This is a genomic window from Bdellovibrio bacteriovorus (genome assembly GCF_001592735.1).
In the GTDB taxonomy this organism is placed as follows: Bacteria; Bdellovibrionota; Bdellovibrionia; order Bdellovibrionales; family Bdellovibrionaceae; genus Bdellovibrio; species Bdellovibrio bacteriovorus_D.
Genome location: NZ_LUKE01000001.1, coordinates 2093543 through 2109616, shown reverse-complemented (window position 1 = coordinate 2109616; position 16074 = coordinate 2093543). Strand labels below are relative to the sequence as shown.

The 16074-nt window shown below is 45.9% G+C and carries 16 protein-coding genes; 6 read left to right on the top strand and 10 right to left on the bottom strand.

Annotated features, from left to right (window positions below):
* The first annotated feature begins 11 nt into the window (after window positions 1-11).
* Genes AZI86_RS10250 through AZI86_RS10240 form a run of 3 tightly spaced genes read left to right on the top strand, consistent with a single transcriptional unit; the run spans window position 12 to window position 2246 of the window.
* The gene (locus AZI86_RS10250) at window positions 12-776 is read left to right on the top strand and encodes a hypothetical protein (protein WP_061834941.1); all 765 of its coding nucleotides are present in this window, start codon (window positions 12-14) and stop codon (window positions 774-776) included.
* 37 nt (window positions 777-813) lie between these two features.
* Window positions 814-1380, top strand: coding sequence for a HutD family protein (locus AZI86_RS10245; RefSeq protein ID WP_061834940.1), 567 nt, complete (start codon window positions 814-816; stop codon window positions 1378-1380).
* The gene (locus AZI86_RS10240; protein ID WP_061834939.1) at window positions 1377-2246 is read left to right on the top strand and encodes a PPK2 family polyphosphate kinase; all 870 of its coding nucleotides are present in this window, start codon (window positions 1377-1379) and stop codon (window positions 2244-2246) included. The genes AZI86_RS10245 and AZI86_RS10240 overlap by 4 nt, the downstream gene beginning before the upstream one ends.
* Here the strand turns inward: AZI86_RS10240 and AZI86_RS10235 are convergent.
* From AZI86_RS10235 to yihA, 4 genes are read right to left on the bottom strand one after another with little or no spacing between them, the layout of a single operon-like run.
* Window positions 2243-3223 carry a KpsF/GutQ family sugar-phosphate isomerase gene (locus AZI86_RS10235; protein ID WP_061834938.1) on the bottom strand — a complete coding sequence of 327 codons (981 nt, stop codon included), beginning with the start codon at window positions 3221-3223 and terminating at the stop codon, window positions 2243-2245. The genes AZI86_RS10240 and AZI86_RS10235 overlap by 4 nt on opposite strands.
* Before the next feature lie 14 nt (window positions 3224-3237).
* Window positions 3238-4929: a CTP synthase gene (locus tag AZI86_RS10230; RefSeq protein WP_061834937.1), complete on the bottom strand. Its 1692-nt coding sequence runs from the start codon at window positions 4927-4929 to the stop codon at window positions 3238-3240.
* Window positions 4929-5669, bottom strand: coding sequence for a 3-deoxy-manno-octulosonate cytidylyltransferase (gene kdsB, locus AZI86_RS10225; protein WP_061834936.1), 741 nt, complete (start codon window positions 5667-5669; stop codon window positions 4929-4931). The genes AZI86_RS10230 and kdsB overlap by 1 nt, the downstream gene beginning before the upstream one ends.
* Complete coding sequence (yihA, locus tag AZI86_RS10220) at window positions 5666-6220, bottom strand: ribosome biogenesis GTP-binding protein YihA/YsxC (RefSeq protein WP_253715858.1); 555 nt, start codon at window positions 6218-6220, stop codon at window positions 5666-5668. The genes kdsB and yihA overlap by 4 nt, the downstream gene beginning before the upstream one ends.
* Window positions 6221-6395: 175 nt before the next feature.
* Here yihA and AZI86_RS10215 point away from each other — a divergent pair, with 175 nt between their 5' ends.
* Window positions 6396-7628, top strand: coding sequence for a sigma 54-interacting transcriptional regulator (locus AZI86_RS10215; RefSeq protein ID WP_061834934.1), 1233 nt, complete (start codon window positions 6396-6398; stop codon window positions 7626-7628).
* Here the strand turns inward: AZI86_RS10215 and AZI86_RS10210 are convergent.
* A complete protein-coding gene (locus tag AZI86_RS10210; RefSeq protein WP_061834933.1) occupies window positions 7618-8592 on the bottom strand; it encodes a flagellar basal body-associated FliL family protein in 975 nt (324 codons plus the stop codon). The genes AZI86_RS10215 and AZI86_RS10210 overlap by 11 nt on opposite strands.
* 105 nt (window positions 8593-8697) lie before the next feature.
* Between AZI86_RS10210 and AZI86_RS10205 the strand changes: the two genes are divergently transcribed.
* Window positions 8698-9330, top strand: a complete 633-nt coding sequence (locus AZI86_RS10205) for a hypothetical protein (protein WP_061834932.1) — start codon at window positions 8698-8700, stop codon at window positions 9328-9330.
* A gap of 3 nt (window positions 9331-9333) precedes the next feature.
* On the opposite strand, the gene polA is transcribed toward AZI86_RS10205, so the two are convergent.
* The 3 genes from polA to AZI86_RS10190 form a co-directional block, all read right to left on the bottom strand.
* Complete coding sequence (polA, locus tag AZI86_RS10200) at window positions 9334-11913, bottom strand: DNA polymerase I (RefSeq protein ID WP_061834931.1); 2580 nt, start codon at window positions 11911-11913, stop codon at window positions 9334-9336.
* 59 nt (window positions 11914-11972) lie between these two features.
* The gene (locus AZI86_RS10195) at window positions 11973-12275 is read right to left on the bottom strand and encodes a helix-turn-helix domain-containing protein (RefSeq protein ID WP_061834930.1); all 303 of its coding nucleotides are present in this window, start codon (window positions 12273-12275) and stop codon (window positions 11973-11975) included.
* A gap of 143 nt (window positions 12276-12418) precedes the next feature.
* A complete protein-coding gene (locus AZI86_RS10190; RefSeq protein WP_061834929.1) occupies window positions 12419-12724 on the bottom strand; it encodes a septum formation initiator family protein in 306 nt (101 codons plus the stop codon).
* A 195-nt stretch (window positions 12725-12919) separates the two neighbouring features.
* Here AZI86_RS10190 and AZI86_RS10185 point away from each other — a divergent pair, with 195 nt between their 5' ends.
* A complete protein-coding gene (locus AZI86_RS10185) occupies window positions 12920-13699 on the top strand; it encodes a hypothetical protein (RefSeq protein ID WP_061834928.1) in 780 nt (259 codons plus the stop codon).
* A gap of 67 nt (window positions 13700-13766) precedes the next feature.
* On the opposite strand, the gene eno is transcribed toward AZI86_RS10185, so the two are convergent.
* Window positions 13767-15035 carry a phosphopyruvate hydratase gene (gene eno / locus AZI86_RS10180; protein ID WP_061834927.1) on the bottom strand — a complete coding sequence of 423 codons (1269 nt, stop codon included), beginning with the start codon at window positions 15033-15035 and terminating at the stop codon, window positions 13767-13769.
* Window positions 15028-16059, bottom strand: a complete 1032-nt coding sequence (locus AZI86_RS10175) for a hypothetical protein (protein WP_061834926.1) — start codon at window positions 16057-16059, stop codon at window positions 15028-15030. The genes eno and AZI86_RS10175 overlap by 8 nt, the downstream gene beginning before the upstream one ends.
* Between the last annotated feature and the right edge of the window lie 15 nt (window positions 16060-16074).

Below are 16074 nucleotides of genomic sequence, written 5' to 3'. Positions count from 1 at the left end.
AAAGAGTCGTTATGAATAGAGCCCTAGTACCATTACTTATTGTTGCCGTTATTGCTCTGGGCCTTTGGGGTCGAGAGCAAATGAAGCGCTCACAAACACCCGCGACGACTTCAGACTTTCTTACCGGCCAGAGTGGCAACGGCTCGGCAACAGCAGGTGAAACCTCGGCTCAAGCTCAACCCCAAGGCCAAACTCAACAAGGTCCCCCATCAAAGCAGGCCGCAACAAACACGGTCAGCGATTCAAAAAGCAATGGAAATGCCAAAGCTTCATTAAGCAAAATGAGTTATTTTTTGTTAGATGCCGCTCGCGGAAATAAAAACTTTGAACGTATCGTTTCAGATTTAAAAAAGTCAGGACAAAATCCCGTCGTCACTCGGGACAGCAATCCGGCCAGCGGGGATATGTTTATCATCCGCACCCAAAGCCCCCTTCCCGGGACTCGTTATTTTCATGCGCAATATTTTACGGATGAAAATAACAAACCTTTCGTGCAACACATGTCTTTTGAATTTCAACCCGGCCCCACTTCGATGGCCGATGCGGTCCAAACGGCGATTCGCAATTTCGCTTTAGGTGAACCCACAGATCGCAAAGCCGATTTCGTGCAATGGGATCTAGATGAAGACTATGTATTATGGATTAAGCAAAAAGCAGCTAAGGATCTTAAAGATGATCCATTTAAAGCCTACGATCCTAAAACAGACGTCGGCACCATCCAAATGACCGTCGAATTAAAAATTCACGACGACGGCGATAAATCTCACTCTCACTAGTGACAAGACTTCATGGTGACGTCAGAATGATGTCATCATGAATAAACTTATTAAATCTTCAGATTATAAATCAATGCCATGGAAAAATGGCGAAGGCGTGACCAACGAAATTGAAATCTATCCCCCAAATTCAGATTTCTCGAAAAACGATTTCGATTTTCGCGTTAGCTCGGCTTTGGTTCGCGCACCTTCCGCATTTTCAAAGTTTCCGGGTTTTGATCGCATCTTGGCCGTTTGGCAAGGCGATGGCTTGGTAATCAATAATGTACGCTATGAACCCTTGCAGCCTTTTTCATTCGCGGGTGAGAAAGAAATTTTCAGCACCTCTGCCGGGGAAGTTGTCGATTTAGGAATCATTTATAATCGCGAAAAATACGTCGCTTATATGGATTTAGAAACATTTGCCGCCGATGTGACCGACACCTTGCAATTCGGTGAGGGGTGGTTTTATCTGTTTTGCTGCAAGGGCTCTTTAACTATTGATGATCAAAGTGTAGAAACCGGCGATACTTTTAAAGTAACGGGTTCTCGCGATATTCGTATTCGCGCTCGTTCGGCTTCGAAGTTGCTGATCATTTCCGTTAACAGAAGGAATTTAGAATGAAATTGAAGGCATCGGAATTTATTGTAAAACCTGGCCGAGAGGTTTCTTTAAAAAAAACCAAAACAGGGGTCAAGCCGTTATATAAAACGGACGCCGACGGCGACGAACTTTTAAAAGAGATTCAAAAAGATATCGCGGAACATCAGCAACGCCTTTATGCTCAATCGACATGGGCCGTTTTAATCGTATTGCAGGGAATGGACACCGCAGGAAAAGATGGTCTTATCAAGCATGTTCTTAAAGACGTCGATCCTCAAGGATGTTCGGTCACCAGCTTTAAAAAACCCTCCGGCGAAGAATTAAAGCACGATTTTTTATGGCGGACCCATACCCCCATGGCCGTGCGCGGAGAAATTAAAGTTTTCAATCGCTCTTATTATGAGGATGTCATCGTCCCTTACGTCATGCCCGAAATCTTAGATTCAAGCCGTCTGCCGGAAAAAATACGAACATCTAAAAACCTTTTAAAAGATCGCTGTGAAGATATCGTCAGTCATGAACGCTACCTGGCGAATCAAGGCATTTTAGTTATTAAAATCTTTTTGCATCTTTCAAAAAAAGAACAAAAAAATCGTCTTTTGGCTCGTTTTGATGACGCTAGCAAAAACTGGAAAGTCGAAGAAGCCGATATTACCGCGCGCGGATTATGGGATAAATATCAAAAGGCCTATGAGTTCTGCCTGTCTAAGACCAGTCACAAAGCAGCGCCTTGGTATATCATCCCCGCGGACGATAAACCCACGGCGCGCTTAATCGCTTCAAAAATTATCACCGAAAAAATGGCAGAGCTGAATTTAGATTTCCCTAAACTCAAATCTGCAGAAATTAAACATTTAAAGTCTTTACGAAAACGCTTAAAAGACTAGCGCACTTTCGCGCGCAAGAGATCTTGGACATGTAAAATACCCACGGGCTTGCGAGCCTGGGTGGCATCTTTATCCAAAACGAACAACATATTGATCTGGAACTGCTCCATGACAAAGAGTGCTTTTTCCGCCAACTCGTTAGCATCCACGGTGCGAGGGTTGGTGGTCATAAGATCTTTTGCAAAACCTGTCAGCGGATCATTGCTTTTTTCTAAGCGACGACGAATCTGACCGTCGGTGATCACTCCTACTAGGTCCCCTTTTTCGTCCACCACACCCGCAGCACCACGCACATCTTTGTGGGTCATAATTGAAAACACTTCGCGAATCGGCGTCTCAAGTTTCACCGTAGGTAAAGCGTCCCCCGTGTGCATGACATCTTTCACCAAAGTTAAAAGACGATAGCCCAAGCTGCCACCTGGATGGAAGATCGCAAAATCCTCCGAGCTGAATCCTTTTTCAGCCATGACGGCCATAGCTACAGCATCACCCATTGCCAGTGTGGCTGTGCTGCTTGCCGTAGGAGCTAAGCCCAAAGGACAAGCTTCTTCCGGAACATGTACATTTAAAACAGCTTGCGCCGATTTTGCTAAAGAAGACTCTGCCTTTCCCGTGATGGCCACCAAAGGCAAACCTTTGCGCGCGATAAACTTATAAAGCGCACCGAATTCGGGAACCTCACCGCCATAAGACAGCGCAATGATAAGGTCATCGTTTTCGATAACGCCCATGTCCCCATGAGAACTTTCCCCTGGATGTAAATAAACCGCCGGTGTTCCGGTAGAAGAAAATGTACTGGCAAGCTTACGCGCAATCTGTCCAGACTTTCCCATTCCCGTAAGGATGAGTTTGCCTTTACAAGCGGTAACCATTTTAACGACCTTTTCGAAGTCAGCACCGATGCGTTCACGCAAACCTAAGATGGCCTGCGCTTCGACTTCCAATACTTTCAAACCTTGCTCTATAATCTTGGACATTTATACCTCTAGAACTAAGTCTTGCTTCGGCGCGAACCCGAATGGGAACCCGCGATGCTCGCTTTAACAAAATGCACGAATAACGGATGGGGAGCCAGAGGTTTTGATTTGAACTCTGGATGGAATTGCACGCCCACGAACCATGGATGATCCGGAAGCTCGACAATTTCTACCAGATCACGTTCTTTACAAATTCCCGAAGCAATCATGCCGTTTTTTTCAAACAGTGCTTTATATTTATTATTATATTCAAAACGATGACGATGTCTTTCGGTGATCGCAGAAGCTTTATAAACCTGCTCTGCCCTGCTGCCCGAAACCAAGTTGCACGGATACGCACCTAAGCGCATCGTGCCGCCTTTGTTGACGATCCCACGTTGTTCAATCATGGAATCAATCACGAAATTACCATTGCGCTTTGCTTCGCCGGAAAATTCACGGCTGGTGGCATCTTTGATTCCACAGACGTTGCGTGCAAATTCAATCGCCGCTAGCTGCATACCAAAACAAATACCGAAAAACGGAATGCGTTTTTCACGCGCAAATTTAATCGCGGTGATTTTTCCTTCAACCCCACGAGTTCCAAATCCACCGGGGACCAGGATGCCATCCACTTTGCCTAACAGAGAGCTGACTGTTTTGTCCGTGATTTTTTCGGAATCGACATAGCTGATTTCCACCCGAGCATGGTTGGCCACGCCGCCATGAACCAACGACTCATGCACAGACTTATACGCTTCTTTTAATTCCACATATTTACCCACAAGAGCGATTTTCACCGTGTGAGTCGGGTTTTCTAAAACCTTCACCAGATTTTGCCACCCTTTTAGATTTGGCTTTCCAGGAGTCAATCCCAAACGCTGAACCATCAATTCATCTAATTTTTCTTTATGCAGGGCCAGCGGCACTTCATAAATAAAACGACTGTCTTGAGCGGCGATCACGTTTTCGGCTTTTACGGAACAGAAAAGACCGATTTTTGCTTTTAAATTATCATCGATATACTTTTCACTGCGGCAAACCAAGTAATCTGGTTGCAAACCGATTTCACGCAATTCTTTCACCGAGTGCTGCGTGGGCTTTGATTTTAACTCTCCCGCGGCCGCAATGTATGGCACATAAGTGACGTGCAAAAGAACGGAATTTTCTTGGCCCACGTCTAAACGCATTTGACGAATGGCTTCTAAAAATGGCTGACTCTCGATATCCCCGACAGTCCCACCAATTTCCACAAGGACAATTTCACTGCCCTGACCGGCTTCATAAATACGGGCTTTGATTTCTTCGGTGATATGCGGAATCACTTGAACGGTTCCACCTAAGTAATCCCCCCGACGCTCGCGCGCGATCACGGTGTCATAGATTTGGCCCGTTGAAACTGAATTTGAACGATTCATCAAAGCGGATGTGAAGCGTTCATAATGGCCTAAGTCTAAATCGGTTTCCGCACCGTCTTCAGTGACGTAAACTTCCCCGTGCTGAAATGGTGACATCGTGCCGGGATCCACGTTTAAGTACGGATCAAATTTCATAATAGTGACGCGATGTCCGCGAGCTTCTAAAAGAGCCCCCAAACTCGCCGCCGTTAGTCCCTTCCCGATAGAAGAAACAACCCCGCCGGTCACAAAAATAAATTTTTGCTTTAAGGCTTTTTTTGTCGACTTCGCTGTCGACAGCTTTTTCTTTACGACTTTTCTCTTTGCCATCATCTCCCCTGACTCAAGAGTTTTTCGAGTCTTGCCAAGTCCTCGGGAGTATCCACACCGAGACTGGCTTCCTTGACTCTAATCACTTTAATTTTTGCACCCAAATACAAAGCTCTGAGCTGCTCCAAACTTTCGGCATTTTCAATGAAAGCAGGCGGCGCCTCACAGAATTTTTTTAAAAACTTTTTCGAATAAGCATACATACCAATATGCTTTAAGCAGCCCTCGCGACTGCCCATTTTTTCCACCGTATTACGAGAATACGGAATCGCATAACGACTGAAATACAACGCCTCATCGTTATGGTTTAGCACGACCTTCACGGAATTTGGTGACTGCAATTCCTCATCACTGATGGGATGAGCTAGTGTCGCCATATCCATATTTGGTTCATCAATAAAAACTTGCGCCAAACGATCCACAAGCTCGCCCGTCACCAAAGGTTCATCACCTTGAATATTGACGACCACATCACAGTCTAGGCCTTGGATGGCCGCGTGAATACGATCACTGCCCGTTGGCAGTTCGCTCGCTGTCATGACGACTTTACCGCCCACATCCTCAACGGCTTTTTTAATTCTTTCATCATCAGTGGCGACGATCACATCGCTAAGAAGTTTGGATTTTTTTGCACCTTCTAAAGTCCATTGAATAAGTGGGCGGCCTTGAAGGGACACGAGTGGCTTCCCGGGAAAACGGGTTGAACCAAATCGCGCCGGAATCACGCCCAATATCTTCATTGCTTCACCCAATTTTCAAAAACATAACGTTCGATTTCATCTTGGCCGGTTTTTTTCAATGAGGACACCGGGAACACAGCACTAAGCCCCGAAACCTTTTTCATCTTCATCGCTGCCGACATCATCTGATTGCGAGACATCTTGTCTGCTTTAGTTAAAACGATAGCCAAAGGAAAGCCCCGTTCGTCCGAGAATTTTTTAAGCAGCTCTTCATCGGCAGTCCATTCACGGCGAATATCCATCACCAAAATCAAACCTACCAGATTTTCACGGGTCATCAGATATGCTTCAATCATTTCATGCCATTCTAAAACTTCAGAATGCGAACGCGACGCAAATCCGTACCCCGGCATATCCACCAAAACATAAGAGTCCGCCATGTTAAAGAAATTCAGCAAGCGAGTTTTCCCTGGCGTCGAACTGACCTTCGCCACCTTGTCGCGAGTCAGCGCATTGATGAAAGAAGATTTTCCAGCGTTAGATCGTCCGGCAATAGCCACTTCGGCCATTTTGTGCACGGGATAGTCTTTGGCCAGGACGGCGCTTTTCATAAATTGGATATACTTAGGCATGACATAGACTACCAGAGCAGATGGCATTTCTCAATTCTCAGACGAGGGTCGCAACTTGAATAATCTGCTGAGTCGAAAAGCGTCCGGAACTCGTTTTATTCGTTCTGGGATCGGCAAGGACCTTGAATAAGGCGCAATGCATAAGGGAGGGCGCATGCAGAAGCCATTTTTAAAGTTTTTAAACGAAAAAAAGACCATCTTTAACCTCGACGAGTTCAGCACCATCGGCAGTGATGACCACTGCCAGGTCCAAATCAAAAGCGAAGATATTTCGGAACGCCACGCTCGCATCGAAAAGAAGGACCGCGGTTATCTGATCCGCGACCTACGATCCAACCAAGGGACTTTGGTTAACGGAGCCCAAGTTTTAGAAGCTTATTTACACGATGGCGACATCATTCAACTCGGATCCCAAGAGTTGGTGTTCGGACTTGAAGCAGACATCCGCAACCAGTTTCCAATCAAAAGCCGCAACGAAGTTTGGAATCAAGAACTTCAATCGCTCGTTCACGTCGCTAAAAGAAAAGATCCCGTCTTGATCCTGGGTCCGTCGGGCACCGGTAAAGATGTGATCGCCAAAGCCTTGCATGAATCTAGCAATCGCGTGCAAGGAAATTATGTCTCTGTCAATTGCAGTGCCTTAAGTGAAACCCTGATCGAAAGTGAGCTTTTCGGCCACGTCCGGGGCAGTTTCACCGGCGCCATGAATGATCGTAAAGGAGCCTTTGAGGCCGCTCGCGGAGGCACACTGTTCTTAGATGAAATTGGCGATCTGAGTTATTCCCTGCAAGCCAAACTCTTACGGGCTTTAGAAAATGGCGAGATTCGCCCCGTCGGTGCCGACCACAACGTGATGACCGATGTTCGCGTGATTGCCGCCACCCATCAGGATTTGGCGCAAAAAATCCGCGAGGGTGAATTCCGTTCGGACCTTTATTTCCGTTTGAATGTTATTACGGTGACCCCACCCGCTTTATGTTTCCGTATGGAGGACTTTGAAGATCTTCTTTACTCTTTTGCAAAAGTCCAACGAGTTCGTTTTTCCCACGGTGCTATCTTACGCTTAAAAAAACACTCTTGGCCCGGCAATATTCGTGAGTTGAAAAACCTCGTCAGTCGTGCGGCCGCCCTTTTCCCTAAAGAACAAATCACCGAAAACCATATTGAGAAATTAATTGATCGCACGTTCTTGCAAAACGAAGATGAACAAAATCTTCATCAAAATCTGCCGGTCATCAAAGAAATTGAAAAACAGATGATCATCAAACGCTTGACTGCCAATAAAGGCAACCAACGGCGGACAGCTTCGGACCTGGGCATGCCAAAGAGCACGCTGCATGATCGACTGAAATACTACAACATCGATATTGGAAATTTTAAGGTTTAATAATCGCGTTTTTAATAAAGATCCTACGAACAAATCCGGTGGTCAGCACCTTATTGACTTCTTTGCGAAGACGATCGCAAAGAAGTCTTTTTCCTTCACCTGAAGCCGCTTGATCAAAAGTGGTTTCTTCGATGGTTCTTAAAAAAAGATCTTCGATTTCTGACTCGCGGTCTTTGATTTCAATGACGACTTCAGAGACCGTACCTTCTACGTAAAACTCAAAAGCACCCATCGGGTTGTCGCCCGAATTTGCAGATCTTTTCAAATTCGCGACAAGTTTTCTAAGTAATAAAACATTTTGTGACGTGCGGGTGGATTCGTAAAAAGATTCTTGCTGAGCCGCGGGATCATAAATGTATTGGCCTTGTGACCATTCGGCCAAAGAGCCCACAAAAAGATTTTCGTCCGGGCCAATCAAGCCTTTGGTTCCGATACGATATCCTAAAAAAATAGCCGCGCCGGTCACGAGTACTAAACCGACGAACCCCAGCTTTTTAACCAGTGAATAGGTTTTAAAAACACCAAGTCCCTCGCCTATCTTGCCTTTAAAGGCCGCGAGTTGTGCTTTGATCCAAGCTAAGAAATTTTTCGGGGCGCTTTTAATGGATTCGCGGGCCTTGGCTTTCCATTTTTGCCAGGCAAAACGGGCCACCGTTCGCTTCATTTTTATAAAATAAGAAATTCGCGGCAAGAAAGGAAAAATCTTGATGGCTTTCGCCCGCCAACCCGTGCTTTCGGTCCACAGTTTTAATTCATCTTCGGGGCGGTACTCTAATTCGATGCCCTCTTCGTAAATAACATGCTTTGGATCGTCGGGCCCAATGCCGTCAAGCGAAGCAGCAAACTCGGGATCTTCTTGCGCAATGGCGGAATCCAAATCATCAAGCGATAAAGATCCCTCGAGATCCTCTGCGGATTCCGAAGATGTGTCCTCGCCTTTGGTCGTGTTTTCAGTATCAGCCAATACGTTCTCCCAAGACGATTGTAAGAAAAGAACCAAATCGCCCGCAAGAACAATTTATAAACACTTTGTCATAGGCTAGGATAAATACATAGGGAAGGACACACTATGAAGTTTTGGCTTTTGATTTCACTTTTGGGCTTAGCCGGTTGTGCTCACATGCAACGTTCCGCGAGCAGTGGTTACAGTGGCTATCAAGACGAACTTCAATATGCTGACTCCAATCCCCGACCTCGTTATGACCGTAATACGGCTAAGACGGCTTATGAATTAGGAAAAGACCCCAGCTCTTTGTCGGCGAATGACCTCACCCAGATTCGTGATCGCCAAAAAGTGCGCGATCTGGAACGCACCTTGGGATCCAGAAAAGAGCGCGAACAGTATTCCAAAGTTTTACCTTGGCTGCGCAATGACGAAGAAAAGGCCGCCTTCTTAAGCATTCCTTCGGTTGAAGGCCGTCAGCAGTGGATGAATAAGCAAAATATTTGGTCACGCTCGCAAGCGCCCAAACAAGAAATGAAAGATCTTATTGAAACTCAAGATATCGCTGTGGGAATGCCACAAGATTATGTGCGTAAATCCTGGGGCGAGCCCGCCAGCGTTGAAGTGTCTGGCAATCCTATTTACAAAAACGAACGCTGGAAATACCAACGACAAGTTTCAACCTCGCAAGGGTTCCGTCAAGAAACCCGCATGGTCTATTTTGAAGCCGGTCGCGTGGTGGGCTGGGAGACTGAGTAGCACCTAGTGCGACTCGTCCCAATTATTCCCAATCGCATAATTTACTTTCAAAGGCACTCGTAACGGCGTCACGGATTCCATGAGGGAAACGACTTGCGGTGCATATTTCAAAAGATTTTCTTCCGTTTCTTCGAAAATCAATTCGTCATGCACTTGCAATAGCATTCGCACTGGAACTTTTTCGTGAACCTCGATCATGGCCTTTTTTACCAGATCCGCGGCCGTTCCTTGGATAGGGGCATTGATCGCAGCGCGTTCCCCGAACTTTTTTAAAGCCATGTTTTTAGAATGAAGTTCATCAATGTAACGACGACGGCCAAATAAGGTTTCAACATATCCCTTTTCGTGAGCCAGCTTGATCGTGTTGTCGATATATTCACGCACATTTTTAAATCGAGTGAAATAGCGATCGATGATGTCTTTAGCTTCCGTGCGCGAAATTCCTAAGTTTTCCGCTAAACCGAAAGCCCCCTGCCCATAGGCGATCCCGAAGTTTACGGCTTTGGCGGAACGACGTAAATCGGAAGTAACATCTTTAAGTTCCACGCCGTAAATTTCAGCCGCGGTCGCCGCATGAATATCTAAATCTTCCGCAAAAGCTTTACACAGATTTGGATCTTCAGAAATATGGGCTAAAATACGCAGTTCAATTTGCGAATAGTCGACCGACAAAAGCTTCATACGTGGAGCGGCGATAAAGGCCTTACGAACCTGTTGCCCGCGCGCCGTGCGAATTGGAATATTTTGTAAATTCGGCGCCGTACTTGAAAGTCGGCCCGTGGTCGTCAGCGCCTGATTAAACGTAGTGTGCACGCGATCGTCTTTGGGGCTGACCATGGTTGGCAATGCATCGACATATGTAGATTTCAATTTTGATAGCTCACGCCATTGCAGAATTAATTTAGCAATGGGATGCTCTAAACCCAAAAGCACTTCTTCATCTGTTGAATAGCCTGTTTTGGTTTTTTTACCTGCTGGCAACTTCATTTTTTCAAACAGAATGACACCTAATTGCTTAGGACTTCCGATGTTAAAGCTTTCACCCGATTCCGCGTGAATGGCTTTTTCTAAGGCGGCAATTTCTGTTTGCAGATCGGCACTTTGTTTCTTTAATAAATCTGTATCAATGCGGATTCCAAGTCGTTCCATCGACAAAAGAATGCGGGCTAATGGCAAGTCGAAATCTTCAAAGACTTTTTGACCATTTACTTTGTGCAAATGATCTTTCATTGTCGCGGCAAAATTGCGATGGGCATTGAAAAGCTGAGTGGGTGATGCCAGCTCTGGCAAAACATCGGCCATGTACTTGGTGTACACCTTGCCAAAGTCAGAAACGTCGCCGGCCTTAAGCACATAAGCCGCCAATTGCGAATCCCAAGAGGCGATGGGCGTTCTTGCCCCCATTTTGTGCCAGAAAGATTTCAAATCAAAACCGCACCAACGAACCTTGAACGTGTCCGTGAGTTTTCCTAGGTATTCAAAATCGCTGACTTCGATAAGGTCGGTGTCTGTCCCAACAAACACTCCACGCGTATCCGAAAAACCCCACAGATGCTGGTCTTCGTGTAAGAACTCTGCCAATTCACGCGTATTCATCGAACGCTGATTAAATTCACGATCATCTTTGGCAATGACAAGAACAGGAGTGACTTCTTCTGATTCTTTTGGTGCCGCGGCGACGGCCGTCGTGCTCGCCGTGGAAACAAAGCTGGGTGCTGTCACCGTGTCGGCATTAGAGCCAAAAAGATTCTTTTCGAAAGTTTTAAAATTCAGCTCTTGCAGCAATGCTCTTAATTCGTCGGTTTTCCAAGGCTGTAAACGGTAGGCTTCATAAGCTTCTGGTACTTGCACAGAATCGACGATGGTAACTAATTTTTTGGATAGAAGGGCGTTGTCTTTAGAAGCGATCAGTTTTTCTTTAACACTTTTGCCTTCCACCTGATCGATATTTTCGTAAATATCCTCAAGAGATTTAAATTGCTGCAAAAGCTTAACGGCCCCTTTTTCACCAATACCTTTAACTCCCGGAACATTATCCGAAGCATCGCCGACGATGGAAAGATAATCGATGAACTGATCAGGGCGAACTCCCCATTTAGCCAAAACGCCGGCCGCATCATAACGGACTTCTTTCATCGTATCGTAAAGCCATACGTGAGGTTGCACCAGCTGACCGAAATCTTTATCGCCACTGACGATGAAAACTTCCATGTCGTGATGGCGGCCCCATTTGGTTAATGCGCCGATAATATCGTCGGCTTCATAGCCGGGAACTTCGAGCGCCGGAATCCCTAAAAGCTCTGCCAATTTTTTGATGTAAGGAACTTGTTTTTGTAAGTCATCCGGCATTTCCGTGCGATGAGCTTTGTACCCATCATAAAGATCTTTACGGAAGGAGGCTTCTTTTCGGTCGTAACAAAAAACCAAATATTCCGGTTTTTCTTCTTTCATCAACTTGATAAGCATGGAAAGAAAACCATAAACCGCGTTGACCGGAACTCCTGACGGAGAAGTTAAAGGGCGGATGGCATAAAAGGCGCGAAAAAACATCGCGCTCACATCGATAAGATAGAGCTTTTTCATAGGCACTAGGTGTACACCCAGAGCCTTTGATTGTCGACGATTGATCGTATTTTCTGAGCTTATTCGAGCTCGGCTTTCACCAATGAAAAGTCGATTTGCTCTAACGCTTTTTTATCGCATTGATTTTCAGCAGCGGGAGTGAAGTGAACTTCTTCACTGCAAGCTTCGGCCTGTCGAAGGATGATTTCTAAGGCCGATGAGATATTAGGGTCCATCGCGGAAGAGCTTTGGTTTTCCCATTGGTCGACTTGAGCGGGTGAACAGTGAAGACGATAAGCAAGTTCAGATTTGCTCCAGCCCAGACGAAGACGCAAAGAGCGGATGTTTTCTTTCGTCCAGCGGGGCGCTTGATTTTCAATCATAATAACCTCTCTGCCAACGAACACACTTGAAGATTTGATCAACCTAAAGATCTAAATTCATTGGCCATCTGGCAGGTAACTAGAGCCAGAATACTAGTGGTATTATAGCGCAGAGACACTCGATTATGCGACGTGTTGCTAGACTATTGTTCAGGAAAAACAAAAACCAGATCATGCTCACCCGCCAGATCTAATTTATCGCGGGCCTGGCGCTCAATAAAGGCTGGATCTTTGGCTTGCTTCAGTTGGTCAGAAAGGCTCGCAATGTTCGCTTTTGCTTGAGAAATGTCCACAGTGATTCGATCAAAATCACGGTGCAAGCTCCACAAGCGAAATAGATTTCCATTCAAGATAATGGAAACAACAAAAATCCCCAGACAGCACAACGCCACTTTTGCGGGATGATTTAAAAAACGACGAAGACCGATCGCGAACTTACTGTAAGACATGTAATTATTTAATCAGTCCCTGAATTCTTCTGCCAGCTTTGCATGGTCTAGTCTGGCAGAAGTCACGATAGAGGTTGTTTCACTCGGCATTGAGGCCGTCTTATTTTATATGCGGTTTAAGAATATAACAAAGATATTTATACATTTTTAATACTTAGGCCATTGAGCTAAAAAGACCGCATTCAAGGAGTTCCAATGCGTCCCCTTTTAGCTCTAATAATCGTGCTTTCCTCCTCATCCGTCTTTGCTAAGCGCTATGGTCGAGACGAACGAGTGTATACCTGCGTCTCTAGTGCAGACTCCGCCGCCATCGGAGCAAATCAAGCCTTTGATGTGCAGCTCGTGGATCTTAACGAAATCACCATCACTCGTAAAATCGATGGCGCTTTTATTAATGCCCCGGCAAACCAAGGATATTATTTTCTCTTTGGCGAAGGCCGCTCTAACGGCGAACTTTTGGCTGCTTCGGACTCCGGATATATCAACGCCTACAACGACAGCTTTCATATTTCTATTCAAACCGCACCGGGACGCTATACTCGCGGCGGTGTTTTAGAAAACTGCAAAGAAACCAAAATCATCAGCGAATATGAACCCATGACGACGACAGAAAAGACTTTTGAAAAAATCGGCAACAACGCCAGCCTAGGCAACGGCGGCTATGAATTCACTCGCTTTGATGGCCGCTCACTGAATATGTCTGAAGAAAAAAATGAACTTATTGAAGAAGGTCAAAACTGGGAGCAATGCACCTGGGAAATGGTCGAAGATTTTCCGACAATTTTAAAACTGATCGCTGAACATAACTTTGATAAAGAAACGGCTGAGAAAATAAAACGGCTGTCACAAAAAACCGGAATCACCCACGCCATCGCCTATGTATCCGATAGTGATGTCAGCTGCAGCAACACCCTCGTACGCCTGTACTCTGAGGACAACATTCGCTTTGAGCTTTATTACAAATTAGGTGATTAAATAAAAGACCCAACCGAACAAGGCGAGGCCCGACAACGCAGTCGATCGGGCCATTTTCACGAGCCGCCTATCTAAAGGCGGCTTTATCCCAGTACAATCCCATCCCACCCAAATCTTCTTCGATTCTTAGAAGCTGGTTGTATTTGGCTGTACGCTCACCACGGCACAAGCTGCCGGTTTTAATTTGATGGCAGTTCAAGGCCACCGCAAGATCGGCAATCGTCACGTCTTCCGTTTCACCTGAACGGTGAGACATCACAGTTTTATAACGATTTCTTTGCGCCAAGTTTACGGCCTCAAAAGTTTCAGTCAAAGTTCCGATTTGATTTACCTTCACTAGCAACGCGTTGGCGGCTCTCTTTTCTAAGCCCATACGCAAGCGTTTTGGATTTGTTACGAACAAATCATCACCTACTAGTTGGCATGTTTGGCCCAGCTCTGCGGTTGCTTTGACCCATCCATCCCAATCATCTTCTGAAAATCCATCTTCGATCGAAATCATGGGATACTTTTCAGTCCATGATTTGTAGATACCCAAAAGCTCTGTTGCCGAAATACGGCTGCCTTGCCATTCGTAAGTTCCGTCTTTGTACATTTCCGTCGCTGCAACGTCTAACGCCAAGAACACGTTTTGACCTGGATCATAACCAGCATCCACGATCGCATTCATCAACAAGTCCAAAGCTTCTTGGTTTGATCCTAATTTCGGAGCAAAACCACCTTCATCACCCACGGCTGTGGAAAGACCTTTTTTGCCTAGGATTTTTTTCAGCGTGTGAAAGATCTCCGCCCCCGCACGTAAAGATTCTGCGTAAGAGTTATTCACGGTCGGAACGATCATGAACTCTTGAATGTCCAAACCGTTGTTGGCATGCGCGCCACCATTAAGAACGTTCATCAATGGAACCGGCAAGCGGCAAGCTTGTGATCCACCGACGTAACGATACAATGGCAAGTTCACGTCCGCCGCAGCGGCTTTCGCCACAGCTAGTGACACTCCCAAGATCGCATTGGCACCCAGGTTTGATTTATTTTCTGAACCATCAAGTTCACGCAAAATTTTATCGATATAAACTTGCTCAGTCACATTCAGGCCAATGATTTCCGGAGCGATTTTTTCGCGCACGTTATCAACCGCTTTGAAAACACCTTTTCCCAGGAAACGATTTTTGTCTCCGTCGCGAAGCTCGTAAGCTTCATGAGCACCGGTAGAGGCGCCCGATGGAACCGCGGCACGGCCCATATTGCCATCTGCGGTTTTTACTTCCACTTCGATGGTTGGATTTCCACGGCTATCCAAGATTTCACGAGATACTAAGCTGATGATTTCAGACATGAGAGCTTCCTTCAGAGTGAGTTTGCTTGTTGTTTGCTTTTTTTACTAATTCCATACTTTCAAAAACAGTGCGTGGGTATTGGGTTTTTACATGCTCCCAATCCACTCGGCGCATAGCCTCTTTAACCGCCGGGGTCATTTTGCCTTGAGCGACCAACATCGTGATCAACTGCTGCGCGCGCACCATGTAATCATGCATCCGTGCCAGATTCTGATTTAAAACATAACCTGGTGCCTGACTATCAAAGTTCAAATGTGACATGCTTCCCTCTTGAGGAAGCAAAGAGGATTTATCGGCCACGGCTTGCTCAACCGAAACGACAGCTTGCTGCAGTTTTTGTTTTTCTAAATCACGAATTTTTTCTTCTAAATCCCCAACGTATTTTTGCAAGTCTTCGCGTTCACGCTGTGTGCTTTGCAAATCTTCGATCAGGCTTTTAAAAAGATCGGGGCTGACTTGATGCCCGATGTTTTCAGCCTGGTCGTTAAAGATGCTACTTTGCTGGGTGGACCAATTCAAAGTGATCGTGATGCCGTCCCACTCGCAACGCGCAAGTGGTTGCCCCACATAAACCGGTAAAGATTCAAAAGCGGCCTTAAGGTAGGTCGTGACTAAGGGGTATTGCTCTGCCGGCAATGGAAGATCAAAGGCGATGCTATTCGCATCACGGCGAAGATTATCAATCGGTGGCTTTGGCGAAATAAAGTACGAAAGAAATTGTTCGGGCTGATTGAAGATCTCTTGCGGCCGCGGCATCATGCGCAGAACGCTATCGAGAACTCCCCACGCGCGTAAGTTTGGTCCTTCATGACCGGCTCTTTGCAAGATGTTGCCATCTTGTTTTAGCGGCAAACGAAGTGCGGTCTCCAAAAACATTTCCATGTCGGGTGCCGACACCCAGTAAGAGGAATCGCGCAGCAACTCAACGGCAAGGTGAGTTTGCTCATAAAGAGGCGTCAGGTCTTCACCCTGCTCCTCTAAAATCGTTAATACTGCGTTGGAAATCTTACAGCTAAAATGCACGGAAAAGATTTAATC